Source organism: Leucobacter sp. gxy201, from assembly GCF_051043335.1.
Lineage (GTDB): Bacteria > Actinomycetota > Actinomycetes > Actinomycetales > Microbacteriaceae > Leucobacter.
The window spans coordinates 340,574-365,024 of record NZ_JAMXWS010000001.1 but is presented as its reverse complement, the minus strand read 5'-3'; the positions used below and the strand labels follow the sequence as shown (position 1 = coordinate 365,024).

Genomic DNA, 24,451 nt, shown 5'->3' with positions numbered 1-24,451 from the left:
CGCTCGCCCCGAGGCGGGCGAACCGCACGTCATACGACCGTCATCCTCCGAGCGGGCGCCACTCCAGATCGTCTGCCGAGGCGATGCCGGCGCGCGCGTTCGCGAAGCTCGTGAACCCCTCGCCCTCAATGCGGGCGAGCAGCGTCTTCATGTTCTTCTGCCGCTTCTCGAGGCGCACACGGTGACCGCGTGCGACGAGCTCGCGCTTGAGCCGCAGGAGGTCTGCCGAGGCGATCGCGTCGCCGCCCTTCGCGTCGTACACGAGCACGACGGATTCGGGGCCGTCTGCGCCGGGAATCGAGACGAGATCGACGACCCGCTCGAACCCGATCGAGAAACCGACCGCGGGCACATCCTGGCCGAGGAAGCGGCCGACCATGCCGTCGTAGCGGCCGCCGCCGCCGACCGAGCTGCCCGAGCCGGGGTGGGCGACCTCGAAGATGGTGCCGGTGTAGTAGCCCATGCCGCGCACGAGCGTCGGGTCGAACCGCACCTCGACGCCGCCGGGCAACGAGCCGGTGAGCGCATCTCCGAGTGCGGCGAGATTCTCGATGCCCTCCTCCGCGGCCCCGTCGGGCAGCACCGCGCGGATGGCGTCGCCGTCGAGAGCGATGCCCTCGCCCTCGAGCGCGGGCTCGACGGCGGCGAGCACCTCCCCGATGCGCTCCGCGGCCGTCGAGTCGATGCCGCGCAGCTCCTCGACGACTCCGGCGGCACCGATCTTGTCGAGCTTGTCGATGACGATAAGCGCGTGATCGTGCGTCGCGGGGGCGAACCCGCAGTGCGCGAGCAGACCGAACAGGATGCGGCGGTCGTTCACGCGGATGACGCAGCCCTCGAGGCCGAGCGAGGCGAAGACCTCCGACGTCGCGGTGACGAGCTCGATCTCGGCGAGCAGCCCCGATTCGCCGATGATATCGATATCGGCCTGCACGAACTGGCGGTAGCGGCCCCGCTGCGGCCGCTCGGCCCGCCAGACCGGCGCGATCTGGATCGATCGGAACACGGGCGGCAGCTCCGCCCGGTGCGTGGCGTAGAAGCGCGTGAGCGGCACGGTGAGGTCGAAGCGCAGACCGAGATCGGCGATCTCTGCGACGTCGCCCGACTCGGCCGCGGCGGCGAGCGCCTCGGCGCCGATCCCCCGCTTCAGGATCGAGAAGCTCAGCTTCTCGTTATCGCCGCCGAGGCCCGCGTGGAGCCGTCCGTAATCCTCGACCACCGGCGTCTCGATCTCGTCGAATCCGTGCGCCCGGTAGACGCTTCTGATCACGCCGAGCGCGTGCTCGCGCCGGGCCTTGTCAGCAGGGAGGAAGTCGCGCATGCCGCGCGGCGGGTTCACATTGGCCATGACCGCCATTCTCTCACGGCGCTGCCCCGGCGGCCGCTACTCGCCGGCCGTGCGCTCGGCGAGGCGGTCGACCGCGAGGCGCAGGGCCCGGTCGGGGTCGATGCCGCCGGCGTTCGCGCGCATGACGAGGGCGAGCATCGAATCGCCGATCGCGAGCTCGGCGAGGCGCTGCTCGTCCGGGCCGATCGCAGCGGCCAGCGGGTCGTCCGAATGGCCGGCCGCGTCGCTCGGGTCGATGAGCCGCGCCCGTCGCAACCGTTCGACGACCTTCGCCGCGCGAGCGAGGGTCGGCATGCCGGCGGGGATGCCGTCGAGCGCGCCGCGCGACCCGCGCTCCTCGCCCGCCGCGTCCTCCTTCAGGCGCTCCCATTCGTCATGCAGTTCTTCGACCGTCATGTACCCGCGGTCGCCGAAGACATGGGGATGGCGGGCGATCAGCTTGTCGGCGAGGCTGCCTGCCACTTCGTCGAGATCGTAGCCCTCGCCGTCGCGCTCTGCGATCGCCGCATGGAAGAGCACCTGGTAGAGCACGTCGCCGAGCTCCGAGCGCACTTCGTCGGCGGGCAGGCCGCGCTCGACGGCGTCGACGAACTCCGAGCTCTCCTCGATGAGGAACGGGGTCAGGCTCTCGTGGGTCTGCTCCTCGTGCCAGGCGCAGCCGCCCGGCTCGACCATGCGCCGCACGACGGCCTGCGCGCGTCTGAGAGGGTCGCCGCCCGGTTCGATGCTCGTCTCGGTCGCCGGTTCATCACCTTCTGCTTCGAAGCCCATGCCTTCCACCTTAGAGCGAAGCGCCGGGGAGGTCCCCGGGAAGCCCATCGCGCCGGGCCCGCGTCTGCTCGGCGCGCGCCGCCAGATCCTCATCGGCCGGGTAGGCAATCTCCTCGAGGCTCAGCCCGTGCGCCGGCATCACCGTGAACCGGCTCGTGCGCGTTCGCGCATCCCTCAGCACCGGCACCTCGGCCCCGTCGATGCGCCCCGAGCCGACCGCGACCGCGGCTCCGACCAGGGCCCGCACCATCGAGTGGCAGAACGCATCGGCCTCGATCGCCGCGACGATCGCGCCGTCGTCGGCGATGCGCCAGTCGAAGCGCAGCAGCTCGCGCACGGCCGTCGCGCCCTCACGGGCTTTGCAGAACGTCGTGAAATCCTGCAGCCCGAGCAGTTCGTCCGAGGCCCGCTGCATCGCGGCGACATCGAGGCGCCTCGGCACATCTGCAGTGAAGCGCGCCGTCAACGGGTCGCGCCGCGACCGCTGATCGCGCAGTCGGTACTCGTACCGACGCCGCAGCGCCGAGAAGCGCGCATCGAACGCGCCGGGCACCGCGCGCACCGAGTGCACCACCGCGTCGGGGGCGCTGCGCCCGAGCACGCCGTTCAGCCGGCGGGCGCGCAGTTCGGCATCCGCCCGATCCGTGCCGGCCGATGAGCCGCGCCCCTGCCACCTCGCGTACTGCTCGGGCGTGACATCGAGGTGCGCGACCTGGCCGCGTGCGTGCACGCCCGCGTCCGTGCGCCCGGCCACCGTGAGCCGCACGGCGTCGGTGCGCAGCAGCACGGCGATCGCCCGCTCGAGCTCCCCCTGCACCGTGCGCAGCCCGGGCTGCACCGCCCAGCCCGAGAAGTCGGTGCCGTCGTACGACAGATCGAAACGGAGCCTGATGTTCTCTGGGGTCACGCTTCGATCCTGCCAGATCGCGCCTCGCCCGACGCCCCTGCCCCGGAGCCGGACCGGCTCTGTCAGCACACCCGCGTACAATGTCCCGGTATGCCCGCGGCCGGACGGCCGCCCCGACGCACCCCTTGAAAGGCCCCCTGCATGCCCGACCGAGCCACATCGCAGCACATCGCGACGGCGAGGTTCGGCGGACTGGACGGGCTGCGCGCGGTCGCCGTGGGGCTGGTGCTCGTGTACCACCTCTGGCCGACGCTGCTGCCGGGCGGCTTCCTCGGCGTCGACGTCTTCTTCGCGATCAGCGGGTTTCTCATCACCTCGCTACTGCTGCGCGAGCTCGACGCCCGGGGGCGCATCGGCCTGATCAACTTCTGGCGGCGCCGAGCTCGGCGTCTGCTACCGGCTCTCGCCCTGGTGCTGCTCGTCTGCACGTCGCTCGCCCGACTCGTCGGCGGCGACATCCTCGTCTCGATCGGCAAGCAGATCGCGGGCGCTTCGTTCTTCGTGAGCAACTGGGTCTACATCGTTCTGGGCGCCGACTACTTCGCGAGGGACAACCCCGAGCTGTACCGCAATACATGGTCACTCGCGATCGAAGAGCAGTTCTACATCGTGCTGCCGCTGCTGCTGCTCCTGCTGTTCCGCATGCGCGGCCGGTGGAGCCGGGCCGCCGTACTGCTCGGGCTCGGCAGCGCTTCCGCGGCGTGGATGGCGATCATGTCGATGCTCGGCGCCGACGCGACCCGCATCTACTTCGGGTCGGACACGCATACGTTCGGCCTGCTGCTCGGGGCCGGTGCGGCCGCACTGCTGCACCGCTCGCCGGACGCACCGCCGGCACGCCGACTCGGCGTGATGCGCCAGCTCGGCATCCTCGCGATCGCGCTCGCGGGCCTGGCGGTGCTCGGCTGGCTCGCGGTCGACCTCGACGAGGCCAGCCCCGAGAGCTTCCAAGGCGGCTTCCAGCTGGCGACCGCGGCCGCCATCGTGGTGGTCTGCGCGATCACTCGCCCGGGGGCGTGGGCGGGGCGTGCGCTCGACATCCTGCCGATGCGCTGGGTGGGCGAGCGCTCATACGGCATCTACCTGTGGCACTGGCCGCTGCTGATCGTATTCGGCGCGGCGTTCGCGGGTGCGCTCGAGCCCTGGGTGACCGGCGTCTTCACGTTCGCCGTGACGATCGCGCTCGCCGCGCTCTCGTACAGCTACGTCGAGCAGCCGATCAGGAGCCTCGGCCTGCGCGCCACGCTGAAGAAGCTCTGCACGTTCAAGATCAGTACGCGCCGCAACCGCACCGTCGCCGCAGTGCTCGCCGCACTGCTCGTCGTCACCGTGCCCGCGACCGCGTACACGATCGCGACGGCCCCGTCGCTGAGCACCGCCGCGGAGGCCATCGCGCGCGGCCAAGCTGCGCTCGACGAGCAGGCCGAGGGCGCGGCCGACGGCGCCGATACCGGTGCCGACGCCGCATCCGGTGCCGACGCCGATGCCCACGCGTGCGATTCCGCCGGTGCCTCCGCCGCGAAGGGCGATGCGCAGGACGCCGGCGACCAGAAGCAGAGCGACGCGGGCGCCGGCACCCGAAGCGCTGACGCCGAGAGCACCCACGCCAAGAGCACCGACGCGAAGAGCTCTGATTCGAAGGACACCGACGCGAAACGCTCTGCCGAGGAATGCCGCAAGGCGCTCCCGCCGGTGGCGCCGCAGGGGGCCGATATTTCGGCGATCGGCGACTCCGTGATGCTCGCGAGCCTCCCCGAGCTCACCGAGGCGTTCCCGGGCATCGCCATCGACGCCGCCGTCTCGCGCGGCATGGGACCGGGCGTCGGTCTGGCGCAGCAGGAGGCCGACCAGGGCGCACTGCGTTCCGTGGTCGTCGTCGGGCTCGGCACGAACGGCACCGTCGACCCCGAGGAGCTCGAAGAACTGCACCGCCTCGCCGGGACGCGCCTCATCGTGCTCGTGAACGCGTACGGCGAACGCGACTGGATTCCCGGCGTCAACCAGACGCTCGAGAGCTTCGCTGCGAGCTATCGAGGCGTCGTCGTCGCCGACTGGCAAGGGTCTGTGACCGGCGTCGAAGGCGCACTCGCGGGCGATGACATCCATCCCAACCCGAGCGGCGGCGCGATCTACGCGGCGTCGGTGCAGCAGGCGCTCGACGCACTGCAGCAGCCCGGCGAGGCGCTCGGCTACGCGATCCCCCGCCGCTGATTCCAGGCCGTCAGGGCCCACTGCATGCCGCGCAGGATCCGCCGTATAGCCCCGCGACCGCCGTATAGCCGGAGTACCGTGCCGCAGCTATTCTGAGGCGCCGCGCCACTCCAGTCGTCGCGCCGCCTGGTCCGAAACGCCCGCGCCGCACCGGACGCCGCGTACAACGACGAACGCCCCGCGTCTCCTCTCGGATGCGCGGGGCGTTCGCTCGTGCGACGGGACGAAGACCTTACTCGGCCTTCTCCTCGGCGGCTTCCTCAGCGGGAGCCTCGGTCTCGGCGGCTTCGGTCTCGGCGACCTCTTCCTCGACGACCTCGGCCTCGACGGGTGCTTCTTCGGCCGGAGCCGCAGCAGCCTTCTTCGGCTTCGGGTTCACGGGCTCGAGAACGAGCTCGATCACTGCGAGGGGAGCGTTGTCGCCCTTGCGGAAACCGGTCTTGATGATGCGGGTGTAGCCACCCTCACGGTTCTCGACGAGGGGTGCGATCTCGGTGAAGAGCTCGTGCACGACCGACTTGTCGAGGATCTGGCGCATGACGCGACGGCGTGCGTGCAGGTCGCCGCGCTTCGCGAAGGTGACGAGGCGCTCGGCGACGGGCTGCAGACGCTTGGCCTTGGTCTCCGTCGTCTGGATGCGCTTGTGCTCGAAGAGCTGCGCAGCCATCTGGTTCAGCATCAGGCGCTCGTGAGCGGGGCCGCCTCCGAGGCGGGGGCCCTTGTTGGGCTTCGGCATTGTTTACTCCAGTGGATGTGCGATCGGGTCGGTGACGGCCGGATCGTTAGTTGTTGTCGTCTTCGTAGCTGTAGAACTGCGCGCCGTCGAAACCGGGCACGGCATCCTTCAGCGAGAGGCCCATCTCGGTGAGCTTGTCGCGCACCTCGAAGACGGACTTCTGACCGAAGTTGCGAATGTTCATGAGCTGCGCCTCGGAGAGCGCGACGAGCTCGCTCACCGTGTTGATGCCCTCGCGCTTGAGGCAGTTGTAGCTGCGCACGGAGAGGTCCAGATCCTCGATCGGGATGGACAGCTCGCCCTCGGTGGCCGCCTCGACCGGCGCGGGGCCGATCTCGACGCCCTCGGCGGCGGTGTTCAGCTCGCGTGCGAGGCCGAACAGCTCGACCAGGGTCGAACCGGCCGACGCGATGGCGTCGCGGGGGCTGATGGCGGGCTTCGTCTCGACATCGACCACGAGGCGGTCGAAGTCGGTACGCTCACCGGCGCGCGTGGCCTCCACGCGGTAGGTGACCTTCAGTACGGGCGAGTAGATCGAATCGACGGGGATCCGGCCGACCTCTGCGTCTTCGTTGCGGTTCTGGGCTGCCGAGACGTAGCCGCGGCCGCGCTCGATGGTCAGCTCGAGCTCGAACTGGGCCGCGTCGCTGAGCGTCGCGATGACGAGCTCGGGGTTGTGCACCTCGACACCAGCGGGAGCGGAGATGTCGGCGGCGGTCACCTCGCCCTCACCGGTCTTGCGCAGGTAGGCGGTGATCGGCTCGTCGTGCTCGCTGGAGACGACGAGGGACTTGATGTTGAGAATGATCTCGGTCACGTCCTCGGTCACGCCGGGGATCGTGGTGAATTCGTGGGCAACGCCCTCGAAGCGGACGCTGGTGACAGCGGCGCCGGGGATCGAGGAGAGCAGCGTGCGACGCAGCGAGTTGCCGAGCGTGTAGCCGAAGCCCGGTTCGAGGGGCTCGATGGCGAAGCGCGAACGGAACTCGGAGATCGATTCTTCAGTCAGAGTGGGGCGCTGTGCAATGAGCACGGTGGTGTCCTTTCGCTGGAGTCCGCTATATGACTCATGCGGTATCGGGAATGAGGAATTGCGACGGAGCGCGGCGGGCCGGTGACCCGACCGCGCTCAATCGCACACGCGTGCTGGTTAGACGCGACGACGCTTCGGCGGGCGGCAGCCGTTGTGCGTCTGCGGGGTGACGTCATTGATCGAGCCGACCTCGAGGCCTGCAGCCTGGAGCGAACGGATCGCGGTCTCGCGGCCCGAGCCGGGACCCTTGACGAAAACGTCGACCTTCTTCATGCCGTGCTCCTGCGCCTTGCGGGCAGCCGACTCTGCGGCGAGCTGCGCGGCGAACGGGGTCGACTTGCGCGAGCCCTTGAAGCCGACGCCGCCCGAGGAGGCCCAGCTGATCACAGCACCGGTGGTGTCCGTGATCGAAACGATCGTGTTGTTGAACGTCGACTTGATGTGGGCCTGGCCCACTGCAACGTTCTTCTTGTCCTTGCGACGCGGCTTACGAGCCGCCGTCTTCGGTGCAGCCATTGAGTATTCTCCTGAAAAGCTCTGTGTGTTCGGTCAGTGAACCGGCGATTACTTCTTCTTGCCGGCGACGGTGCGCTTCGGGCCCTTACGGGTACGAGCGTTCGTCTTCGTGCGCTGACCGTGCACGGGCAGGCCCTTGCGGTGGCGAAGACCCTGGTAGCTGCCGATCTCGACCTTGCGGCGGATGTCGGCTGCGACCTCGCGGCGGAGGTCGCCCTCAACCTTGAAGTTGCCTTCGATGTAGTCGCGGAGCGCGACGAGCTGATCGTCGGTCAGATCCTTGACGCGGATGCTGCCGTCGATGCCGGTGTCGGCGAGCGCCTTGAGTGCGCTCGTGCGGCCGACGCCGTAGATGTAGGTCAGTGCGATCTGGACGCGCTTATCGCGCGGGATATCGACTCCTGCGAGACGTGCCATGGTGGCTCTCCTTGCGGATTGTGGAGGTGTGGTGCGCATCGGGGGTTCGAGCCTCCGCCCGAGGTGTCCACCGCGCCCGCTGGGCTCGGCTTCTTCGATGCGCTGTGAGTATTGACTTGTCTGCTCTGCGAGAGCGGTGCGTCCGCGTTTCCGGCCGAGGCCGGGAAGCGCGAGCGGCGAGGGGATCAGCCCTGGCGCTGCTTGTGACGCGGGTTGCTCTTGCAGATGACCATGACGCGGCCGTGGCGACGGATGACCCTGCAGTGATCGCAGATGGGCTTGACGCTGGGCTTAACCTTCATGATGTTTCCTCTAGTGGTTCGCTGTCCTCGTACTCGCGGGATGCCGCGAGTCGTTACTTTCCAGCGGCCTACTTGTAGCGGTAGACGATGCGACCGCGCGTGAGGTCGTAGGGCGTCAGCTCCACGATTACGCGATCTTCCGGGAGGATGCGGATGTAGTGCTGCCGCATCTTGCCCGAGATATGAGCGAGTACCTTGTGACCGTTGGTCAGCTCGACACGGAACATGGCGTTGGGCAGTGCCTCAACGACCTGGCCCTCGATCTCGATGACGCCGTCTTTCTTCGCCATAGCCTCACTATCGCTTGAGTAGGATGTACTGGTCTTGCGAATGCTCGGCACCGTTTTCGAGAACACGAAAACAGGCGCAAAGCACCAAAGAGTTACTCTACACCGGCGATCCCGCTCGCGCAAGCACGCGTTCCCTCAGGAGTTCGCGCCTCGCGCCCGGTTCGACTGCGTCGCCATGATGCTCACGAGCTCATACGCCAGGTTCGATGCCGCGACTGCGGTGATCGACGCGTGATCGTACGCGGGCGCGACTTCGACGATGTCGGCTGCGACGATGTGCAGGTCGCTCATGCCGCGCAGGATCTCGAGCAGCTCGCGCGAAGTCATCCCTCCGGCCTCGGGGGTGCCGGTGCCCGGCGCGAAGCCCGGGTCGAGCACGTCGATATCGATCGAGATGTACACCGGTGCGTCACCGACCCGTCGCCGAATGCGTTCGAGCGCGCCCTCGGCGCCGATCCTGTCGAAGTCGCGGCAGTGGATGATGGTGAATCCGAGCTGCTCGTCATCCTCCAGATCCTCCGGCTGGTAGATCGACCCCCGGATGCCGACATGCGCTGAGCGATCCTTGCGGATTAGGCCTTCTTCGGAGGCCCGCCTGAATGGCGAACCGTGCGTGATCGATGCTCCGAAGTAGGTGCCCCAGGTGTCCAGGTGGGCGTCGAAATGGACCAGCGCTACCGGACCATGCTCCGAATGAACGGCCCGCAGCGACGGCAGCGCGAGCGTGTGGTCGCCGCCGAGGAGCACATAGGGGCGCTGCTCGCCGCCCATCAGCTCTGCGAGCCCGGCCTGCACCTCGTCGATCGCCGTCTCGATGCTGAACGGATTGCAGGCGATGTCGCCGGCGTCCACGACCTGCACCTGGTCGAATGGGTGCACCTGCTGCGCAGGGTTGTACGCCCTGAGCAGTCGCGATGCCTCGCGGATGGCCGATGGTCCGAAGCGGGCTCCTGGCCGAAATGTCACCCCGGCATCGAAGGGGCCGCCGACAATCGCAACATCGTGCGCCTGCACATCGTCGATGCGCGGCAGACGCGCGAACGTCGTGAAGCCCGCATATCGCGGCGAGACCTGTCCGTCGACCTGCCCGACGGGCGCTGGCCTCGCGCTGCTCCGGTCTTTCGAATCATCCATGGCTCAGTTCCCTCTCTCTTGTTCGAATACGCGATGCCCGCCGACCCAGGTCTCGAGAACTTCGATCTGCATCAGCGCTTCTGGTGCAACGGCATAGGGATCGGCGGAGAGCACGATGAGATCCGCGAGCTTCCCCGCAGCGATCGACCCGACCGATGACTCTCGATGGATCGATCTCGCCGCGCCGAGCGTGTGCGCCTCGATCGCCTCGGCGACCGTCAATCGCAGCTCCGGGCCGCCGAGCACCTCTCCCGTCGAAGTCATGCGGGCGACTGCCGTGCACACCGCCTCCATCGGGTCGGGCGGGCAGACGGGCGCATCTGACGAAAGGACCAGCGGCACCCCGTTGTCGCGCATCTCCCCCAGCGGACACAGGCGCTGCGCGCGATCGCCGAGCGCCTTCGAGAGCTCCTCGCCGTAGCGGCGCATGTACTGCGGTTGCGTGACCGGCCACAATCCGAGCTTCTGGACGCGGCGCACCTGCTCGGAGGTCGGGGCTCCGAAGTGCTCGATGCGGTGCCTCGCATCGGTGCGTCCCCCCGAAGCACGGATCACCTCGTGCGCGTCGATCACGACCTCGATCGCCGCGTCGCCCTGAGCATGCGTCGCGGTCTGCAAGCCGAGCCGGTCCGCCCGCGCGATGAGCTCCGAGATCTCCTCCGGGGAATGGTAGTAATAGCCGAAGTCCTCCGTCGAGCAGCAGTAGGGCTCGCTGAACCGCGCTGTGGCGCCGGTGAGCGCGCCGTCGACATAGAGCTTGATCCCGGAGAATGCGAGCAGATCGTCGCCGAGCCGGTCGCCGAGTCCGAGCGCTTCCATCTGGTCCAGCAGGCTCGAGATCACGAGCATCTCGACCCTCATGGTGAGCTCGCCCCGACGTCGGAGCGCGAAGTAGGCGCGCAGCTCCCGGGCTGTGACCTGCGCGTCGACCACGGTCGTCACTCCGGCTGAGAGGAAGCGCGACTGAGCCTCGCCGAGATGATCGGCGAGCTCCGCGAGCCCCTCAGGCAGATGGAAGTTCGGTCCGTTGTTCGCGATCTTCACGCCGCCCGCGCCCGTCAGGACGTCGGCGGCGGCATCCCAGACTTCGCCGTTCAACGCGCCGGACCCATCGCGCCCGAAGTGCCCGCCATCGGGGTCCGGTGTGTCTTCGGTGACGCCCGCCTGCTGCAGCACCCAGGAGTTGACGATCGCGCCGTGCCCGCTCGAATGGAAAACGAGCACCTCCCGGTCGCTCGCGACGCGGTCGAGGTCGGTCAGGGTCAGCATGCGCCCCTCGGCGACATTGCCGTGATGGAACCCCTCGCCCCGCACCGGGCCGGTCCGCTGCGACTGCGCCTGCTCCTGCAGTCGCGCGACGACATCCTCGACCGATGGCGCCGCGTTCCAACTGCAATCGACCCACGAATCGAACTGCCCGAGCATCAACGGGTGGCAATGCGCATCGACGAATCCGGGGAGCATGGTGCCGCCGTCGAGATCGATGACTTCCGGTGGCCTCAGCGATGCGGCTCTGCACTGGGCTTCCGTACCGACCGCGATGATGCGGTCATCCCTCACGAGTACTGCGTCGGCGGCCACCACGTCTTCGACGGTGCGGATCGTGCCGTTCACGAACAGCGTCTCGACCATGCTCATCAGAGGTTCCATTCTCGAGTGTTGCGATTCATCGATGGATGATGGGCGGATCAGTGCGCCCTGTGCTCCCCGCCCGGCTTCAGCCATGCACGTCCGGTGCCGCTTCCCGGCGCCCCTTGTCGTGCAGGCGCATAATGGCGAGCACGCTCAGGATCGATACTCCGCAGAAGACGGCGAGGTAGGCGAAGATCAGCCACGGAGAGCCGTTCGCGATGCCCAGCAGCGTCGGCAGCACGATCGGCGTGACGACGCCGGCGGTGAGCGCGGCTCCCTGATAGGCGAGCGAGGTACCGGAGTACCTGACATTCACAGGGAAGAGCTGCGCGAGGATGCTCGCCATCGGGCCGTAGTTGAAGGCAGTGCAGAGCGCGATGACGCACAGCATCGCCGTGATGATGAACATGGACCCGGTGTGCGCGAGCAGATACAGCGGGACGCACAGAATCGCGATTCCCGATAGCCCGACGACCACGACGTAATGGGCCTTCCATTTGTCGCCCAGAAGGCCGGCGAGCGGCATGAACGCCATCTCGAAGAGCCCCGCGATGATGAGTGCGTTCAGCACGAGATCGATCGGCACCCCGGCCTCGTCCGTCGAGTAGGCGAGGAAGAACGAGGACGTCACGTAGTATCCGCCCGTGGCGATGAACATCGCACCGATGCCGATGAGCAGCCGTCGCGGCATCCGCGTGATGACCTCCTTCGCCGGGTTCTTCACGAGGATCCCCAGCGCAGCCGTATTGGTGAACTCAGGCGATTCCGCGACCTTCAGCCGGATGATCAGGCCGAGCACCAGCAGCACGGCGGACATGAGGAAGGGGATGCGCCAGGAGCCTTCGAGCAGGCCTCCTCCGATGTGCTCCGAGACCGAGAACATCACCGACGACAGGGTGGCGCCGACCGAGGAGCCGAGCTGCACGAACGAGCCGTAGAAGGTGCGTCGCCCCTGCGGTGCGTGCTCCACCGCGAGCAATGCGGCACCGCCCCACTCACCGCCCATCGCGACGCCCTGCACGAGGCGCAGCGTTACGAGCAGCAGGGGCGCGATGGGGCCCGCAGTCTCGTAGCTCGGCAGCAGACCGATACCGACCGTGCCGATACCCATGAGCAGGAGCGTTGCGACGAGGATCGGCTTGCGCCCGATCCGGTCGCCGAGATAGCCGAACAGCAGTGCGCCGATCGGCCGTCCTAGGTAACCGAACGAGGTGGTACCGAAGGCGACGATCAGCCCTATCGTGGGGTTCATATCGGGCGGGAAGAACACGTGTCTGAACACGAGAGCCGCTGCCGTGGCGTAGATGAAGAAGTCGTACCACTCGATACTGGTGCCGGCGAGCGCGGCGCCTGCAGCGAGACGAGGCGTCGTGCGGTTCTTCGTTTCACTCATCATTCTCCTGACTCGACATTGAGCGGACGCAAATATGCGGACGGCAACATTATGCGAACCCACACGACGATCCGACAAGCGAAACAGCAGCAGATTGGATGAGTGCTATCGAACAGCGGCGTTTATTGTGCGAACATACAATCAGCGGCGCAAGCGGGGCGGCTGCGCCGCCCCCACGAGGAATGAGAAGGAGCCCGATGATCGACGACTCATCCCCGCTGGACCCTTGGCCCGGGAAACCGCTCTCGGCGCTCCTCGCCGAGCCAGGGCTCAACATCACGGCAGTGCTCACCTCTGAACCGCCCGCGACGGTGATGATCACCGATGTGCACACTACCGAGGCGATCGACCCGAGCCCGTACGTGCGCGCTGGCGAGCTCATCTGCACGGTGGGCACGGCCCTGACATCGGCCGCGAACTGCGCGAACTTCGTGCATGCGGTCAGCCGTGCGGGAGCTGTCGCGATCTGCCTCGGCCTCGGCGAGGTGCACTTGCACGCCCCGACGCCCCTCATCGACGAGTGCCGCAGAGCGGGCATGCCTCTGGTGGAGATGGCGACGGGAACGCCGTTCACGGAGATCAGCGTGAGACTCGCCGACGACCGCCTGCGCTTGCATACCGCCGCTACAGAGCGCGATGACCAGATCATCGCCGGGATGCTCACGCTGCTCCAAGGAGGAGCGCTCACCTCGGAGCTCATCACGGAATGCGAACGCGCTCTCGGCGGCCGATTCCTCTTCTGGCACCGGGGCGAGCTGCAGGAGCACGCTGCGCGCGAACTCCTCAACGCGCCCGAAGACTCAGGATCCGTGCATCGGGTACGGCTGAACGCGGAAGAGTCGCTGCTCTGGGCCCCCGATGATTCGCATCCAGCACTCGAGACCGGAGCCCTGCACCAGATCGGGCGCGTGCTGCAGGTCGCGCACCGCAACGAGTTCGAGAAGCTGCGCCAGCAATCGCGTCGCATCGGGGAGCTCTTCACGCTGGTAGCGAATGGATTGGCCCGCCCGGGCTCCCTCGCCGCGGATCTCGCGAGCGGCGGCATGGAAGATGCTCCGCTCTCGGTATCCGCCTGGCCCCGCGGCACATTCCATCTGCTGGTCGAGCAGTTCGGATCCGGGCTCATCGCCGATACCGGGGACGAGCTCCTCGTCGCTTCCGCGACTCCCACGGACGCTCACGGCATCGCGCAGAGACTCGGGCTGGTGTGCGGATACAGCAGCGCGATCGAGCAGCCCGAGCTGCAGCGCGGCATCCTCGAGGCCCGTGCCGCCCTCAGGGTCGCCCGCAAGCAGGGCCGCGTCTGCGGACCCGAGAGCCTCACCACTATCGAAACCCTGCTCGAGCAGCAGCCGCCCGGGCTCCTCGCTCCGTTCGTCCATCAGCTCATCGGCCCACTGCTCGACCCGAAAGTGCGCGGCGGGCGCGACCTCCTGGGCACCCTTCAAGCGTTCATGGCGCACAACGGTTCGCTGAAGGCGACGGCGCAGGCGGAGTTCCTGCACATCAATACGGTGCGGCACCGACTCTCGCGCATTCACAGCATCGTCGGCAAGAACCCTCTGGATTTCGCTGATCTGGCAGATCTACGCATCGGGCTCTGGGCCTATCGCGCCTCCGAGGCGCGCAGGTGATTCCGACGGCGCGGATCACAGCGCGGCGAAGGCCAGACCTCGGGCCTGCAGCTGCGGGATGGCCTGCAGGATCCCTGCCGCGGTGCCCGAGCCGGGCTGGTTCATGTGCGCGATCACGATCTCGCCGCCCGCGCATCGGAGGAGTTCGCCCGTGACGGCTGCTGCTGGAAGGGTCGCTCCCCCGTCTCCATTCACCGCGAAGCCGGCGATGCCTTCGCCGAGCGAGGCCGCGATGCTCAGGCCGACATCGTCGAGGTGCGCCGTGCCGGGGCGGAACCAGCGCGGTGCGACCCCGGCGAGGTTCTCGATCGCGAGATGGTTCTCCCAGACCTCGTACGCGGCCTCCCGGGCGCTGGCCGTGCCCGCGATGCCGTAGGCCGCTGCGCCGGTCACGCTCAGCGGGCGATGCAGGGCGCCGTGGTTCTGGATGGAGAAGAGCGGGTTCGCCGCGAGCTGCGCCGCGAGATCGGGGTTCGCGGTGATCCATCGGAGGTTCAGGAACAGGGTCGCCGGTATCCCGGCCTGGACGAGTCCGTCGATGAGGGCGGCGTCGTAGCCCGAGCCGGTGGGCCCGCCGCACGCGTCGAGCGTGAGATGCACCGCACCGGGCTGTGCGCTCCCGGCGTCGACCCCCGTGCCGACGACGCCCGGGAAGTGCATGCCCCACTGCGTCGGGGCCAGGCCCTCATGCGCGGCGATCACTGCTTCGACATCGGGCTGCGGCGGCGTCTCGAGCACGGGATCGGGCTCGGGCGTCGGTTCGGGTTCCGGTGTAGCGAACGGCGCCGGAGTGCTCGTAGCGGGTCGTGGGCGCACGTCGGCGGGCGCTTCCGGGGAGCAACCGACGAGCAGCAGACCGACGGAACCGATGACCAGGCTCCGCCTCGTCAGTGGGACTCCCCCGGCGGTCACTTCGATCAGGGGATCGGGACGGGGGTGATGCCGAGCGGCTCGAGGCCGGCGGCGCCGCCGTCGTCTGCGGTCAGCACCCAGATGCCCTTCTCGTGCACCGCGACGCTGTGCTCCCACTGCGCGCTCATCGAACCGTCGGCGATCGTCACGGTCCAGTCGTCGTTCTGGATGACCGTATCGATGGTGCCGGCCGAGATGATCGGCTCGATCGCGACGACGAGGCCGGGTTTGATCTCGGGACCCTTGCGGGCGACCGGCACGTTGAAGACCGGCGGATCCTCGTGCATGCTGCGTCCGATACCGTGCCCGATGTAGTCCTCGAGCACGCCGAAGTCGCTGTGGCTGCGCACGTACTGCGAGACGGCCGTGCCCACCTCGTTCAAATGGGTGGCGCGGGCGAGCGTCGCGATCCCGCGCCACATCGCCTGCTCGGTGACCTCGCTGAGCTTCGTGTTGCTCGCGGTGCGCTCGGCGTCGCGCGGGTCGGGAAGCACGGCGGTGATCGCCGCATCGCCGTTCCAGCCGCCGATCACCGCGCCGACGTCGAGCGAGACGATATCGCCGTCGACGAGCGGGCGGTCGGTCGGGATGCCGTGTACCACGTCGGCGTTCACGTTCGCGCAGATCGTGTGCCGATATCCGGGCTCGAGCATGAAGTTCGGAGCGCCTCCGAGCGAGCGGATCGCATCTTCGGCGATCGCGTCGAGCTCGAGCGGCGTGATGCCGGGCCGCACCGCCTCGCGCATCGCGCGGAGCGCGGCGCCGGTGGCCCGCCCCGGCTCGATCATGAGCCGCAGCTGGGCCGGCGACTTGTAGATCGATCGGCGCAGTAGCCCCCGACGCGCCATGCTCAGCGTCCCAGCTGGGCCGAGAGGCCGGCGGCGATGCGCTCGGCGACCTCGTCGACAGTGCCGAGACCGTCGACGGCGACGAGGATCCCGCGCTCCGTGAAGAGCTCGACGAGCGGTGCCGTCTGCTCCGCGTAGACGTCCTGGCGGTGGCGGATGACCTCTTCGGTGTCGTCTGCGCGGCCCTCGATCTCGGCGCGCTTCAGGAGGCGCGAGACGACCTCGTCGACGTCGGCTTCGAGCAGCACGACCGCGTCGAGCGCGTCGCCGTCGATCATGCCGTCGAGGGCGTGCACCTGCTCGACGTTGCGGGGGTAGCCGTCGAGCAGGAAGCCGCCCTGGGCGTCGTCCGCACCGAGGCGATCCTGAACGATCTCGTTGGTCAGCGAATCGGGAACGAGCTCGCCGCTCTCGATGATCGCCTGCACGCGCTTGCCGAGCTCGGTGCCGCCCTTGATGTTCGCGCGGAAGATGTCGCCCGTGGAGATCGCGGGGACGCCGTAGGCCTCGGCGATGCGGCCGGCCTGCGTGCCCTTGCCCGCGCCGGGCGGGCCGATGATGAGGAGTCGGGTGGTGGTTTCGCTCACTTGAGAAGCCCTTCGTAATGACGCTGCTGCAGCTGCGCATCGATCTGCTTGACCGTCTCGAGCCCCACACCGACGATGATGAGGATCGAGGCCCCGCCGAACGGGAAGTTCTGGTTCGCGCCGAAGAAGGCGAGGGCGATGAGCGGGATCAGAGCGATCACGCCGAGGTACAGCGACCCGGCGCTCGTGACGCGGTTGAGCACGTAGTTGAGGTATTCGGCCGTCGGACGGCCGGCGCGGATGCCCGGGACGAAGCCGCCGTACTTCTTCATGTTGTCCGCGACCTCCTCCGGGTTGAAGGTGATCTGTACGTAGAAGAACGTGAAGCCGATGATCAGCAGGAAGAATACCAGCATGTACAGCGGCTGATCGCCGTAGACGAGGTTGTTCTGGATCCAGACGACCCAGCCCTTCGGGTCCTCGCCGATCTTCGGCTGATTGAACTGCGCGATGAGCATCGGCAGGTAGAGGATCGCCGAGGCGAAGATGACCGGGATCACGCCGGCCATGTTGACCTTGATCGGGATGTAGGTGCTCGAGCCGCCGTAGGTGCGGCGACCGACGACGCGCTTCGCGTACTGCACCGGGATGCGGCGCTGCGACTGCTCGACGAAGACCACGGCGCATACGACCAGCAGGCCGACGCCGATGACGAGGAAGAAGACCTCCCAGCCCTCGGACTGCTTGATGACCCACAGCGCGTTCGGGAAGGTCGCGGCGATCGAGGTGAAGATGAGGAGCGACATGCCGTTGCCGATGCCGTTCTCGGTGATGAGCTCGCCGAACCACATGATGAGGCCGGTGCCGGCGGTCATCGTGAGGATCATGATGAGCACCGCCCACCACTCCTGCGCCACCAGGTTCTGGCAGGCCTGGTTGGCGGCGGAGCCGAAGAGCTGCCCCGAGCGCGCGACCGTGATGAGCGTCGTCGACTGCAGCACGGCGAGGGCGATGGTGAGGTATCGCGTGTACTGGGTGAGCTTGGCCTGGCCGGCCTGGCCCTCCTTGTGCAGATCCTCGAAGTGCGGGATGACCACGCGCAGCAGCTGCACGATGATCGATGCGGTGATGTACGGCATGATGCCCAGCGCGAAGACCGAGAGCTGCAGCAGCGCACCGCCGCTGAACATGTTGATCATCTCGTACAGGCCCGAGGTGCCGCCCTGGTTCGCGGCGAGGCACGACTGGACGTTGTCGAACTGCACGAAGGGCGTCGGCACGAATGAGCCGAGCCGGAACAGTGCGACGATGGCGAGCGTGAAGAGGATCTTCCGCCTGAGATCAGGCGTACGGAAAATCCGTCCTATGGCGCTGAACAAATCCTGCCTCCTGGGGACGTCGTCATGGGGCTTCGCCTCACGACGATAACCAACCACACCAGCCTACACGCTGCACCGAGGTCGTAATCGACCGCGTACGCAACTCGCTGGGAAGAAAAAAGGGGGATATCGCGAGCCGGCATGTGCTGCCGGCCCGCGACTCCCCCGCATTCCGAGTCAGACTCGAACGCTTACTTGATCTGACCGCCGGCTGCGACGATCTTCTGCTCGGCCGAGCCGGAGACCTTGTCGACATCGACGGTGAGCTTCACCTGGATGTCGCCGTCGCCCAGCACCTTGACGGGCTGGTTCGCGCGGACAGCGCCCTTCTCCACGAGATCGGCGACGGTGACGTCGCCCCCCGCGGGGTAGAGCTCGGCGAGCTTCGAGACGTTGACCACCTGGTACTCCACGCGGAACGGGTTCTTGAACCCGCGCAGCTTCGGCGTACGCATGTGCAGCGGCATCTGGCCGCCCTCGAAGCCGGCCTTCACCTGGTACCGGGCCTTGGTGCCCTTGGTGCCGCGGCCCGCGGTCTTGCCCTTCGAGCCCTCACCGCGACCCACGCGGGTCTTGGCGGTCTTCGAACCGGCGGCGGGGCGCAGGTGATGCGCCTTGAGCACCTGCTGGCGCTCCTCGTTCTTCTCGCTCATCAGTCGATCTCCTCAACCTCTACCAGGTGAGCGACCGCACGGATGTAGCCGCGGTTGGCCTGGGTGTCCTCGCGAACGACCGACTGGCCGATCTTGCGGAGACCGAGGCTGCGCAGCGTCTCGCGCTGGTTCTGCTTCTCACTGATAACGGACTTCTTCTGCGTAATCTTCAAGGACTTCGCCATCACGCACCTGCCTTTGCCTTCGCGGCAGCGTCGGCCAGCGCCTTCGCCTCGGCGCGCACGATGCGAGCCGGCGCGACGTGGTCGAAGTCGAGCCCGCGGCGAGCTGCGACGGAGCGGGGCTCCTCGAGCTTCTGCAGGGCCTCGACGGTCGCGTGCACGATGTTCAGGGTGTTCGACGAACCGAGCGACTTGCTCAGCACGTCGTGGATGCCGGCGCACTCGAGGACGGCGCGGACCGGGCCACCGGCGATAACACCGGTACCGGCAGCGGCCGGGCGCAGCAGGACGACGCCTGCGGCTGCCTCACCCTGGATGGGGTGCGGGATGGTGCTGCCGACGCGAGGCACGCGGAAGAAGTTCTTCTTCGCCTCCTCGACGCCCTTGGAGATGGCGAGGGGAACTTCCTTCGCCTTGCCGTAGCCGACGCCGACGGTGCCGTTGCCATCGCCCACCACGACGAGCGCGGTGAAGCTGAAGCGACGGCCGCCCTTGACGACCTTCGACACGCGGTTGATGGTGACGACGCGCTCCAGGAACTGGCTGTCGTTGCGGTCGCGACCGCCGCGCTCGCCACGGGTGCCGCGGTCGCGGCTGCCGCGACGCTGCTCGCGGGGCTCGCCGCGGTGATCCTGTGCGGGTGCCGCTGCGGCCTGGGTCTCGGCCGGGGCCTCTGCAGTCACTTGCTGCTCCTTAGTTTCGTTGCTCACAGTGACAGCCCTCCCTCACGTGCGCCGTCGGCGACTGCCGCCACGCGACCTGCGTACTTGCTGCCACCGCGGTCGAAGACGACGGCTTCGACACCGGCGTTCTTCGCGCGCTCGGCGACGAGTTCGCCGACCTTGTGCGCCTTGGCGGTCTTGTCGCCCTCGAAGACGCGCAGATCCGCTTCCATGGTCGACGCCGAGGCCACGGTGTGGCCCTTCGAGTCGTCGATGACCTGGACGAAGACGTGACGCGACGAGCGGGTCACGACGAGACGGGGGCGGACCTCCGTGCCGACGATCTTCTTGCGAAGGCGGGCATGGCGGCGCAGGCGAGCCGCGGTACGGCCCTTAGCCCGGGAAATAGATGCGGCCATGTTACTTACCAGCCTTTCCAGCCTTGCGACGAACGTTCTCGCCCGCGTAGCGGATGCCCTTGCCCTTGTAGGGCTCCGGCTTCTTCAGCTTGCGGATTTTCGCTGCGGCTTCGCCGACAGCCTGCTTCGAGATACCGCTCACGGTGATCTTGTTGGCGCCCTCGACCGCGATGGCGATGCCCTCGGGGGCGTCGAAGGTGACCGGGTGCGAGAAGCCGAGCGCCAGCTCGATGCCGGTGCCCTTCTGCTGCACGCGGTAGCCGGTGCCGACGACCTCGAGCGACTTCGAGTAGCCCGCGGTGACGCCGACGATGTTGTTGTTGATGAGCGTGCGGGTCAGACCGTGCAGCGCTCGCGACTCGCGCTCGTCGTCGGGACGGGTGACCAGAACCTGGCCGTCCTCGAGAGCGACGCGGATGGGCTCGGAGACGACGAGCGAGAGCTCGCCCTTCGAACCCTTGACCGTGACCTGCTGGCCATCGATCTTGACATCAACACCACCGGGAACGGTGATGGGAAGCTTTCCAATACGTGACATGACGGCTTACCACACGTAGGCGAGCACTTCGCCGCCGACGCCCTTCTGCTCGGCCTCGCGGTCGGTCAGCAGACCGGAGGAGGTGGACAGGATCGCAACGCCGAGGCCGCCGAGCACGCTCGGGATCTCGGTCGAACGCGCGTACACGCGAAGACCGGGCTTCGAAACGCGCTTCAGCCCCTCGATCGAGGGCTCGCGGTTCGGGCCGTACTTCAGCGACAGGGTCAGCGTGGTCCCGACGCGAGCCGGCTCCACCTTCCAGTCGGTGATGTAGCCCTCGCGCTTGAGGATCTCTGCGATCCGCTCCTTCAGCTTCGAGCCGGGAAGCGAAACGTCGTCATGATGCGCACCGCTTGCGTTGCGCAGCCGGGTCAGCAGATCTGCGACCGGATCAGTCATAGTCATGAGTGACTCTTCTTTCTCGCCTGGTATCGACGGCCGTTACACGACCGCCGACCTGGGTGACACACGGATCGGGTGCCCGGGAAACCCCGGACACCCTCGCCGTTTGGACTATTCAGTTATTCGGACTTGAACGGGAAGCCGAGCGCCTTGAGCAGCGCGCGACCCTCGTCGTCGGTCTGAGCGGTAGTCACGACAGTGATGTCGAAACCGCGCACCCGATCAATCTTATCCTGATCGATCTCGTGGAACACACTCTGCTCAGTCAATCCGAAGGTGTAGTTGCCGTTGCCGTCGAACTGCTTGGGCGACAGACCGCGGAAATCGCGGATGCGCGGCAGTGCGAGGTTGACGAGACGGTCGAGGAACTCCCATGCACGGTCGCCACGGAGAGTGACGTGCGCACCGATGGCCTGGCCCTCGCGCAGCTTGAACTGCGCGATGGACTTGCGGGCCTTGGTGACCATGGGCTTCTGGCCGGTGATCTTGGTGAGGTCGGCGATGGCGCCCTCGATCACCTTGCTGTCGCGTGCGGCTTCGCCGACACCGGTGTTCACGACGACCTTGACGAGGCCGGGAACCTGCATGATGTTGGCGTAGTCGAACTGCTCGCGCAGCTGCGGCACGATCTCGCCGCGGTACTTCTGCTTCAGACTGGGCTGAACCTTAGCCTCGGCCATCAGAGATCCTTCCCAGACTTCTTCGCGTAGCGCACGCGAACGGTCTTCTTCTTGCCGTCCTTCTCGACCTCTTCGACGCGGAAACCGACACGGGTCGGCTTCTTCGTCTCGGGGTCGACGATGGCGACGTTCGAAATATGGATCGGGGCCTCGACGGTCTCGATGCCGCCCTCGCGGGCGCCACCGCTCGTCTGACCGGCCGCGACGTGCTTCTTGACGTAGTTCACGCCTTCCACGACGACGCGATCGCTGTCGGTGAGGACGTCGATGACGCGCCCCTGCTTGCCCTTGTAGCCGCCGCGCTCCTGCGACGGGCCCGAGATGACCTCGACGAGGTCACCCTTCTTGATCTTTGCGCCCATAGGACTAGATCACCTCCGGTGCGAGCGAGACGATCTTCATGAACTTCTTGTCGCGAAGCTCACGGCCGACCGGCCCGAAGATACGGGTGCCGCGGGGCTCCCCGTCTGCCTTGAGAATGACGGCTGCGTTCTCGTCGAAGCTGATGTACGAGCCATCGGCACGACGGGTCGACTTGCGAGCGCGAACGACGACCGCCTTGACGATGTCGCCCTTCTTCACGTTGCCGCCGGGGATCGCATCCTTGACGGTTGCGACGATCGTGTCGCCGAGACCGGCGTAACGACGCTTCGATCCCCCGAGGACACGGATCGTGAGCAACTCCTTGGCGCCGGTGTTGTCGGCGACCTTGAGTCGGGATTCCTGCTGAATCACTTGCTACTCCTTCAATCAGTAAGCCGGGGGCTTACTTCGCCTTCTCGAGGATCTCGACCAGACGCCAGCGCTTCGAGGCGCTCAGCGGGCGGGTCTCGTGGATGAGCACGAGATCGCCGATGCCGGCGGTGTTCTGCTCGTCGTGGGCCTTCACCTTCGACGAACGGCGCATGACCTTGCCGTAGAGCGGGTGCTTCACACGGTCCTCGACCTCGACGACGATGGTCTTGTCCATCTTGTCGCTGACGACGTAGCCGCGGCGAGTCTTACGGTAGCCGCGCTGTTCCTTCTCGACCTCAGCCATACTCAGGCCTCCTTCGTTTCAGCGGCGGCGTCCGCCTGCTCGGTCTTCTTCGTAGCCTTCTTGGCCTTGGCGGGAGCCGCGGGAGCGGGCGTCGCCCGGATCCCGAGCTCGCGCTCGCGCAGCACGGTGTAGATGCGAGCGATGTCGCGCTTCACCTGGCGCACGCGGCCGTGGCTCTCCAGCTGGCCGGTGGCCGACTGGAAACGCAGATTGAAGAGCTCGGCCTTGGCCTTCTTCAGCTCTTCGGCCAGACGCTCGTTCTCGAAGGTATCGAGTTCCGTGATGGCCAGTTCCTTGGTACCGATCGCCATTACGCGTCGCCCTCCTCGCGCTTGATAATGCGGGCCTTGAGCGGCAGCTTGTGGATCGCGCGGGTCATCGCCTCGCGGGCCAGCTGCTCGTCGACACCGGCGACCTCGAAGAGGACGCGGCCCGGCTTGACATTGGCCACCCACCACTCGGGCGAACCCTTACCCGAACCCATACGGGTTTCTGCGGGCTTCTTGGTGAGGGGCTGGTCGGGGTAGATATTGATCCACACCTTGCCACCGCGCTTGATGTGACGGGTCATCGCGATACGAGCGGACTCGATCTGACGGTTCGTCACGTAAGCGGGGGTGAGCGCCTGAATACCGAACTCACCGAAGGTGACCTTGGTGCCGCCCTTGGCCTGGCCCGAACGGCCCGGGTGGTGCGGCTTGCGGTACTTGACTCGACGGGGAATCAGCATGCTTACTTCTCCGCTCCTGCTGCAGCGGGTGCAGCCTCGGCCTGTGCGCCACGGGGGGCGCGACGGCGGTCGCCGCGGTCGCGCGACGGCTTCTGGGCCGCCTGCTCGCGTGCGAGTTCCTTGTTAGTGAGGTCGCCCTTGTAGATCCAGACCTTCACGCCGATGCGGCCGAAGGTGGTCTTCGCCTCGTAGAAGCCGTAGTCGATGTTCGCGCGCAGCGTGTGCAGCGGCACGCGACCCTCGCGGTAGAACTCCGAACGGCTCATCTCGGCGCCGCCGAGGCGGCCGGAGACCTGGATGCGGACGCCCTTGGCGCCGGCGCGCTGAGCACCCTGCAGGCCCTTGCGCATCGCGCGGCGGAAAGCCACGCGAGCGGCGAGCTGCTCGGCGATGCCCTGAGCGACGAGCTGAGCATCGGCCTCGGGGTTCTTGACCTCGAGAATGTTCAGCTGGATCTGCTTGCCGGTCAGCTTCTCGAGGTCGGCGCGGATGCGCTCGGCCTCGGCGCCGCGGCGACCGATGACGATACCGGGACGCGCCGAGTGGATGTCCACGCGGACGCGGTCGCGGGTGCGCTCGATCTCGACGCGCGAGACGCCGGCGCGATCGAGCTGCGTGGTCAGGTGCTGGCGGATCTTGATGTCCTCGGCCAGGTAATCAGCGTAGCGCTGACCCTTCTTGGTCGAGTCCGAGAACCAGCGCGACACGTGGTCGGTAGTGATCCCGAGGCGGAAGCCGTAGGGATGAATCTTCTGGCCCATACCGTTAGGCTCCCTTCTTCGCGGCGGCGAGCTCATCGGCGGTCTGAAGAACGACCGTGATGTGGCTCGTGCGCTTGTTGATACGGAATGCGCGACCCTGTGCACGCGGGCGGAAACGCTTGAGCGTCGCGCCCTCGTCGACGAAGGCGCGGGCTACGACGAGCTCGTCCTCGTTGAGGCGCAGGTTCTCGTTGTCAGCCTTCACGCGAGCGTTCGCGATCGCCGAGGCGACCAGCTTGAACACGGGCTCTGCAGCTGCCTGAGGTGCGAACTTCAGGATGGCGAGTGCCTCCTGGGCGTTCTTACCGCGAACCAGGTCAACGACGCGACGGGCCTTCTGGGGGGTGATGCGGATATGACGCACGCGGGCGATCGACTCCACCATTTCTCTTCCT

The 24,451-nt window shown here is 67.3% G+C and carries 32 protein-coding genes; 2 read left to right on the top strand and 30 right to left on the bottom strand.

Annotated elements, in window-relative coordinates; all coding sequences use genetic code 11:
* Positions 1 to 40: 40 nt before the first annotated feature.
* The 3 genes from hisS to truA are packed head-to-tail and all read right to left on the bottom strand — an operon-like array spanning position 41 to position 3,026.
* Positions 41 to 1,348: a histidine--tRNA ligase gene (hisS, locus tag NHL51_RS01680; protein WP_434141319.1), complete on the bottom strand. Its 1,308-nt coding sequence runs from the start codon at positions 1,346 to 1,348 to the stop codon at positions 41 to 43.
* Positions 1,349 to 1,384: 36 nt separating this feature from the next.
* Entirely contained in the window at positions 1,385 to 2,119 is a 735-nt protein-coding gene (locus NHL51_RS01675; RefSeq protein WP_434141317.1) for a MazG nucleotide pyrophosphohydrolase domain-containing protein, read from the bottom strand.
* Positions 2,120 to 2,129: 10 nt separating this feature from the next.
* Positions 2,130 to 3,026, bottom strand: coding sequence for a tRNA pseudouridine(38-40) synthase TruA (truA, locus tag NHL51_RS01670; RefSeq protein ID WP_434141315.1), 897 nt, complete (start codon positions 3,024 to 3,026; stop codon positions 2,130 to 2,132).
* Positions 3,027 to 3,167: 141 nt separating this feature from the next.
* Between truA and NHL51_RS01665 the strand changes: the two genes are divergently transcribed.
* Positions 3,168 to 5,237: an acyltransferase family protein gene (locus tag NHL51_RS01665; protein ID WP_434141313.1), complete on the top strand. Its 2,070-nt coding sequence runs from the start codon at positions 3,168 to 3,170 to the stop codon at positions 5,235 to 5,237.
* A 232-nt stretch (positions 5,238 to 5,469) separates the two neighbouring features.
* Here the strand turns inward: NHL51_RS01665 and rplQ are convergent, their stop codons facing one another.
* The 9 genes from rplQ to NHL51_RS01620 form a co-directional block, all read right to left on the bottom strand.
* The gene (rplQ, locus tag NHL51_RS01660; protein WP_434141311.1) at positions 5,470 to 5,973 is read right to left on the bottom strand and encodes a 50S ribosomal protein L17; all 504 of its coding nucleotides are present in this window, start codon (positions 5,971 to 5,973) and stop codon (positions 5,470 to 5,472) included.
* A gap of 46 nt (positions 5,974 to 6,019) precedes the next feature.
* Positions 6,020 to 7,006 carry a DNA-directed RNA polymerase subunit alpha gene (locus tag NHL51_RS01655; RefSeq protein ID WP_434141309.1) on the bottom strand — a complete coding sequence of 329 codons (987 nt, stop codon included), beginning with the start codon at positions 7,004 to 7,006 and terminating at the stop codon, positions 6,020 to 6,022.
* Between the two features lie 117 nt (positions 7,007 to 7,123).
* A complete protein-coding gene (gene rpsK, locus NHL51_RS01650; RefSeq protein WP_053352811.1) occupies positions 7,124 to 7,522 on the bottom strand; it encodes a 30S ribosomal protein S11 in 399 nt (132 codons plus the stop codon).
* A gap of 48 nt (positions 7,523 to 7,570) precedes the next feature.
* Positions 7,571 to 7,939, bottom strand: a complete 369-nt coding sequence (gene rpsM, locus NHL51_RS01645; protein ID WP_434141306.1) for a 30S ribosomal protein S13 — start codon at positions 7,937 to 7,939, stop codon at positions 7,571 to 7,573.
* 185 nt (positions 7,940 to 8,124) lie between these two features.
* On the bottom strand, positions 8,125 to 8,241 hold the full coding sequence (rpmJ, locus tag NHL51_RS01640) for a 50S ribosomal protein L36 (RefSeq protein ID WP_132201997.1): 117 nt from the start codon (positions 8,239 to 8,241) through the stop codon (positions 8,125 to 8,127).
* Positions 8,242 to 8,309: 68 nt separating this feature from the next.
* Positions 8,310 to 8,531, bottom strand: coding sequence for a translation initiation factor IF-1 (gene infA, locus NHL51_RS01635; protein WP_017885304.1), 222 nt, complete (start codon positions 8,529 to 8,531; stop codon positions 8,310 to 8,312).
* A 135-nt stretch (positions 8,532 to 8,666) separates the two neighbouring features.
* Positions 8,667 to 9,665: an agmatinase gene (gene speB, locus NHL51_RS01630; RefSeq protein ID WP_434141303.1), complete on the bottom strand. Its 999-nt coding sequence runs from the start codon at positions 9,663 to 9,665 to the stop codon at positions 8,667 to 8,669.
* A gap of 3 nt (positions 9,666 to 9,668) precedes the next feature.
* Positions 9,669 to 11,303, bottom strand: a complete 1,635-nt coding sequence (locus NHL51_RS01625; RefSeq protein ID WP_434141301.1) for an amidohydrolase — start codon at positions 11,301 to 11,303, stop codon at positions 9,669 to 9,671.
* 79 nt (positions 11,304 to 11,382) lie between these two features.
* Positions 11,383 to 12,690, bottom strand: a complete 1,308-nt coding sequence (locus NHL51_RS01620) for an MFS transporter (protein ID WP_434141299.1) — start codon at positions 12,688 to 12,690, stop codon at positions 11,383 to 11,385.
* 197 nt (positions 12,691 to 12,887) lie between these two features.
* On the opposite strand from NHL51_RS01620, the gene NHL51_RS01615 reads away from it, so the two are divergent.
* Positions 12,888 to 14,324, top strand: a complete 1,437-nt coding sequence (locus tag NHL51_RS01615; RefSeq protein WP_434141297.1) for a PucR family transcriptional regulator — start codon at positions 12,888 to 12,890, stop codon at positions 14,322 to 14,324.
* Positions 14,325 to 14,339: 15 nt separating this feature from the next.
* On the opposite strand, the gene NHL51_RS01610 is transcribed toward NHL51_RS01615, so the two are convergent.
* From NHL51_RS01610 to rplV, 18 genes are all read right to left on the bottom strand, one after another.
* Positions 14,340 to 15,236, bottom strand: coding sequence for a polysaccharide deacetylase family protein (locus NHL51_RS01610; RefSeq protein WP_434141295.1), 897 nt, complete (start codon positions 15,234 to 15,236; stop codon positions 14,340 to 14,342).
* A gap of 5 nt (positions 15,237 to 15,241) precedes the next feature.
* On the bottom strand, positions 15,242 to 16,084 hold the full coding sequence (gene map / locus NHL51_RS01605) for a type I methionyl aminopeptidase (protein ID WP_434141293.1): 843 nt from the start codon (positions 16,082 to 16,084) through the stop codon (positions 15,242 to 15,244).
* Positions 16,085 to 16,086: 2 nt separating this feature from the next.
* A complete protein-coding gene (locus NHL51_RS01600; protein ID WP_434141291.1) occupies positions 16,087 to 16,671 on the bottom strand; it encodes an adenylate kinase in 585 nt (194 codons plus the stop codon).
* Positions 16,668 to 17,990 carry a preprotein translocase subunit SecY gene (gene secY / locus NHL51_RS01595; protein WP_434141289.1) on the bottom strand — a complete coding sequence of 441 codons (1,323 nt, stop codon included), beginning with the start codon at positions 17,988 to 17,990 and terminating at the stop codon, positions 16,668 to 16,670. The genes NHL51_RS01600 and secY overlap by 4 nt, the downstream gene beginning before the upstream one ends.
* Positions 17,991 to 18,181: 191 nt before the next feature.
* Positions 18,182 to 18,646 carry a 50S ribosomal protein L15 gene (gene rplO / locus NHL51_RS01590; RefSeq protein WP_434141676.1) on the bottom strand — a complete coding sequence of 155 codons (465 nt, stop codon included), beginning with the start codon at positions 18,644 to 18,646 and terminating at the stop codon, positions 18,182 to 18,184.
* Positions 18,643 to 18,828, bottom strand: coding sequence for a 50S ribosomal protein L30 (rpmD, locus tag NHL51_RS01585; RefSeq protein ID WP_434141287.1), 186 nt, complete (start codon positions 18,826 to 18,828; stop codon positions 18,643 to 18,645). Before rpmD ends, rplO begins: the two co-directional genes overlap by 4 nt.
* Positions 18,828 to 19,535: a 30S ribosomal protein S5 gene (rpsE, locus tag NHL51_RS01580; RefSeq protein ID WP_434141285.1), complete on the bottom strand. Its 708-nt coding sequence runs from the start codon at positions 19,533 to 19,535 to the stop codon at positions 18,828 to 18,830. Before rpsE ends, rpmD begins: the two co-directional genes overlap by 1 nt.
* Positions 19,532 to 19,906 (bottom strand): 50S ribosomal protein L18, encoded by a 375-nt coding sequence (rplR, locus tag NHL51_RS01575; RefSeq protein ID WP_434141283.1) that lies wholly within the window; start codon positions 19,904 to 19,906, stop codon positions 19,532 to 19,534. The genes rpsE and rplR overlap by 4 nt, the downstream gene beginning before the upstream one ends.
* 1 nt (position 19,907) lies before the next feature.
* The gene (gene rplF, locus NHL51_RS01570) at positions 19,908 to 20,444 is read right to left on the bottom strand and encodes a 50S ribosomal protein L6 (protein ID WP_434141281.1); all 537 of its coding nucleotides are present in this window, start codon (positions 20,442 to 20,444) and stop codon (positions 19,908 to 19,910) included.
* 6 nt (positions 20,445 to 20,450) lie between these two features.
* A complete protein-coding gene (rpsH, locus tag NHL51_RS01565) occupies positions 20,451 to 20,849 on the bottom strand; it encodes a 30S ribosomal protein S8 (RefSeq protein WP_434141279.1) in 399 nt (132 codons plus the stop codon).
* Between the two features lie 116 nt (positions 20,850 to 20,965).
* The gene (gene rplE / locus NHL51_RS01560; RefSeq protein ID WP_434141277.1) at positions 20,966 to 21,526 is read right to left on the bottom strand and encodes a 50S ribosomal protein L5; all 561 of its coding nucleotides are present in this window, start codon (positions 21,524 to 21,526) and stop codon (positions 20,966 to 20,968) included.
* Positions 21,526 to 21,888: a 50S ribosomal protein L24 gene (gene rplX, locus NHL51_RS01555; RefSeq protein ID WP_434141276.1), complete on the bottom strand. Its 363-nt coding sequence runs from the start codon at positions 21,886 to 21,888 to the stop codon at positions 21,526 to 21,528. The genes rplE and rplX overlap by 1 nt, the downstream gene beginning before the upstream one ends.
* Before the next feature lie 4 nt (positions 21,889 to 21,892).
* A complete protein-coding gene (rplN, locus tag NHL51_RS01550; RefSeq protein ID WP_434141274.1) occupies positions 21,893 to 22,261 on the bottom strand; it encodes a 50S ribosomal protein L14 in 369 nt (122 codons plus the stop codon).
* 31 nt (positions 22,262 to 22,292) lie between these two features.
* Entirely contained in the window at positions 22,293 to 22,565 is a 273-nt protein-coding gene (gene rpsQ, locus NHL51_RS01545) for a 30S ribosomal protein S17 (RefSeq protein WP_434141272.1), read from the bottom strand.
* A gap of 2 nt (positions 22,566 to 22,567) precedes the next feature.
* The gene (rpmC, locus tag NHL51_RS01540; protein WP_434141270.1) at positions 22,568 to 22,876 is read right to left on the bottom strand and encodes a 50S ribosomal protein L29; all 309 of its coding nucleotides are present in this window, start codon (positions 22,874 to 22,876) and stop codon (positions 22,568 to 22,570) included.
* Complete coding sequence (gene rplP / locus NHL51_RS01535) at positions 22,876 to 23,295, bottom strand: 50S ribosomal protein L16 (protein WP_434141268.1); 420 nt, start codon at positions 23,293 to 23,295, stop codon at positions 22,876 to 22,878. Before rplP ends, rpmC begins: the two co-directional genes overlap by 1 nt.
* Before the next feature lie 2 nt (positions 23,296 to 23,297).
* Complete coding sequence (gene rpsC / locus NHL51_RS01530; protein WP_434141266.1) at positions 23,298 to 24,056, bottom strand: 30S ribosomal protein S3; 759 nt, start codon at positions 24,054 to 24,056, stop codon at positions 23,298 to 23,300.
* 4 nt (positions 24,057 to 24,060) lie between these two features.
* Positions 24,061 to 24,441 carry a 50S ribosomal protein L22 gene (rplV, locus tag NHL51_RS01525; protein ID WP_223044592.1) on the bottom strand — a complete coding sequence of 127 codons (381 nt, stop codon included), beginning with the start codon at positions 24,439 to 24,441 and terminating at the stop codon, positions 24,061 to 24,063.
* Positions 24,442 to 24,451: the final 10 nt, after the last annotated feature.

Excerpts from the sequence above, each read along its gene's own strand:
- hisS (WP_434141319.1), bottom strand. The coding sequence starts at position 1,348 with ATGGCCAATGTGAACCCGCCGCGCGGCATGCGCGACTTCCTCCCTGCT.
- NHL51_RS01675 (WP_434141317.1), bottom strand. The coding sequence starts at position 2,119 with ATGGGCTTCGAAGCAGAAGGTGATGAACCGGCGACCGAGACGAGCATC.
- NHL51_RS01665 (WP_434141313.1), top strand. The coding sequence starts at position 3,168 with ATGCCCGACCGAGCCACATCGCAGCACATCGCGACGGCGAGGTTCGGC.
- rplQ (WP_434141311.1), bottom strand. The coding sequence starts at position 5,973 with ATGCCGAAGCCCAACAAGGGCCCCCGCCTCGGAGGCGGCCCCGCTCAC.
- rpsK (WP_053352811.1), bottom strand. The coding sequence starts at position 7,522 with ATGGCTGCACCGAAGACGGCGGCTCGTAAGCCGCGTCGCAAGGACAAG.
- rpsM (WP_434141306.1), bottom strand. The coding sequence starts at position 7,939 with ATGGCACGTCTCGCAGGAGTCGATATCCCGCGCGATAAGCGCGTCCAG.
- rpmJ (WP_132201997.1), bottom strand. The coding sequence starts at position 8,241 with ATGAAGGTTAAGCCCAGCGTCAAGCCCATCTGCGATCACTGCAGGGTC.
- infA (WP_017885304.1), bottom strand. The coding sequence starts at position 8,531 with ATGGCGAAGAAAGACGGCGTCATCGAGATCGAGGGCCAGGTCGTTGAG.
- speB (WP_434141303.1), bottom strand. The coding sequence starts at position 9,665 with ATGGATGATTCGAAAGACCGGAGCAGCGCGAGGCCAGCGCCCGTCGGG.
- NHL51_RS01625 (WP_434141301.1), bottom strand. The coding sequence starts at position 11,303 with ATGAGCATGGTCGAGACGCTGTTCGTGAACGGCACGATCCGCACCGTC.
- NHL51_RS01620 (WP_434141299.1), bottom strand. The coding sequence starts at position 12,690 with ATGAGTGAAACGAAGAACCGCACGACGCCTCGTCTCGCTGCAGGCGCC.
- NHL51_RS01615 (WP_434141297.1), top strand. The coding sequence starts at position 12,888 with ATGATCGACGACTCATCCCCGCTGGACCCTTGGCCCGGGAAACCGCTC.
- map (WP_434141293.1), bottom strand. The coding sequence starts at position 16,084 with ATGGCGCGTCGGGGGCTACTGCGCCGATCGATCTACAAGTCGCCGGCC.
- rpmD (WP_434141287.1), bottom strand. The coding sequence starts at position 18,828 with ATGGCGAAGTCCTTGAAGATTACGCAGAAGAAGTCCGTTATCAGTGAG.
- rplR (WP_434141283.1), bottom strand. The coding sequence starts at position 19,906 with ATGGCCGCATCTATTTCCCGGGCTAAGGGCCGTACCGCGGCTCGCCTG.
- rplF (WP_434141281.1), bottom strand. The coding sequence starts at position 20,444 with ATGTCACGTATTGGAAAGCTTCCCATCACCGTTCCCGGTGGTGTTGAT.
- rpsH (WP_434141279.1), bottom strand. The coding sequence starts at position 20,849 with ATGACTATGACTGATCCGGTCGCAGATCTGCTGACCCGGCTGCGCAAC.
- rplE (WP_434141277.1), bottom strand. The coding sequence starts at position 21,526 with ATGGCCGAGGCTAAGGTTCAGCCCAGTCTGAAGCAGAAGTACCGCGGC.
- rplX (WP_434141276.1), bottom strand. The coding sequence starts at position 21,888 with ATGGGCGCAAAGATCAAGAAGGGTGACCTCGTCGAGGTCATCTCGGGC.
- rpsQ (WP_434141272.1), bottom strand. The coding sequence starts at position 22,565 with ATGGCTGAGGTCGAGAAGGAACAGCGCGGCTACCGTAAGACTCGCCGC.
- rpmC (WP_434141270.1), bottom strand. The coding sequence starts at position 22,876 with ATGGCGATCGGTACCAAGGAACTGGCCATCACGGAACTCGATACCTTC.
- rplP (WP_434141268.1), bottom strand. The coding sequence starts at position 23,295 with ATGCTGATTCCCCGTCGAGTCAAGTACCGCAAGCCGCACCACCCGGGC.
- rpsC (WP_434141266.1), bottom strand. The coding sequence starts at position 24,056 with ATGGGCCAGAAGATTCATCCCTACGGCTTCCGCCTCGGGATCACTACC.
- rplV (WP_223044592.1), bottom strand. The coding sequence starts at position 24,441 with ATGGTGGAGTCGATCGCCCGCGTGCGTCATATCCGCATCACCCCCCAG.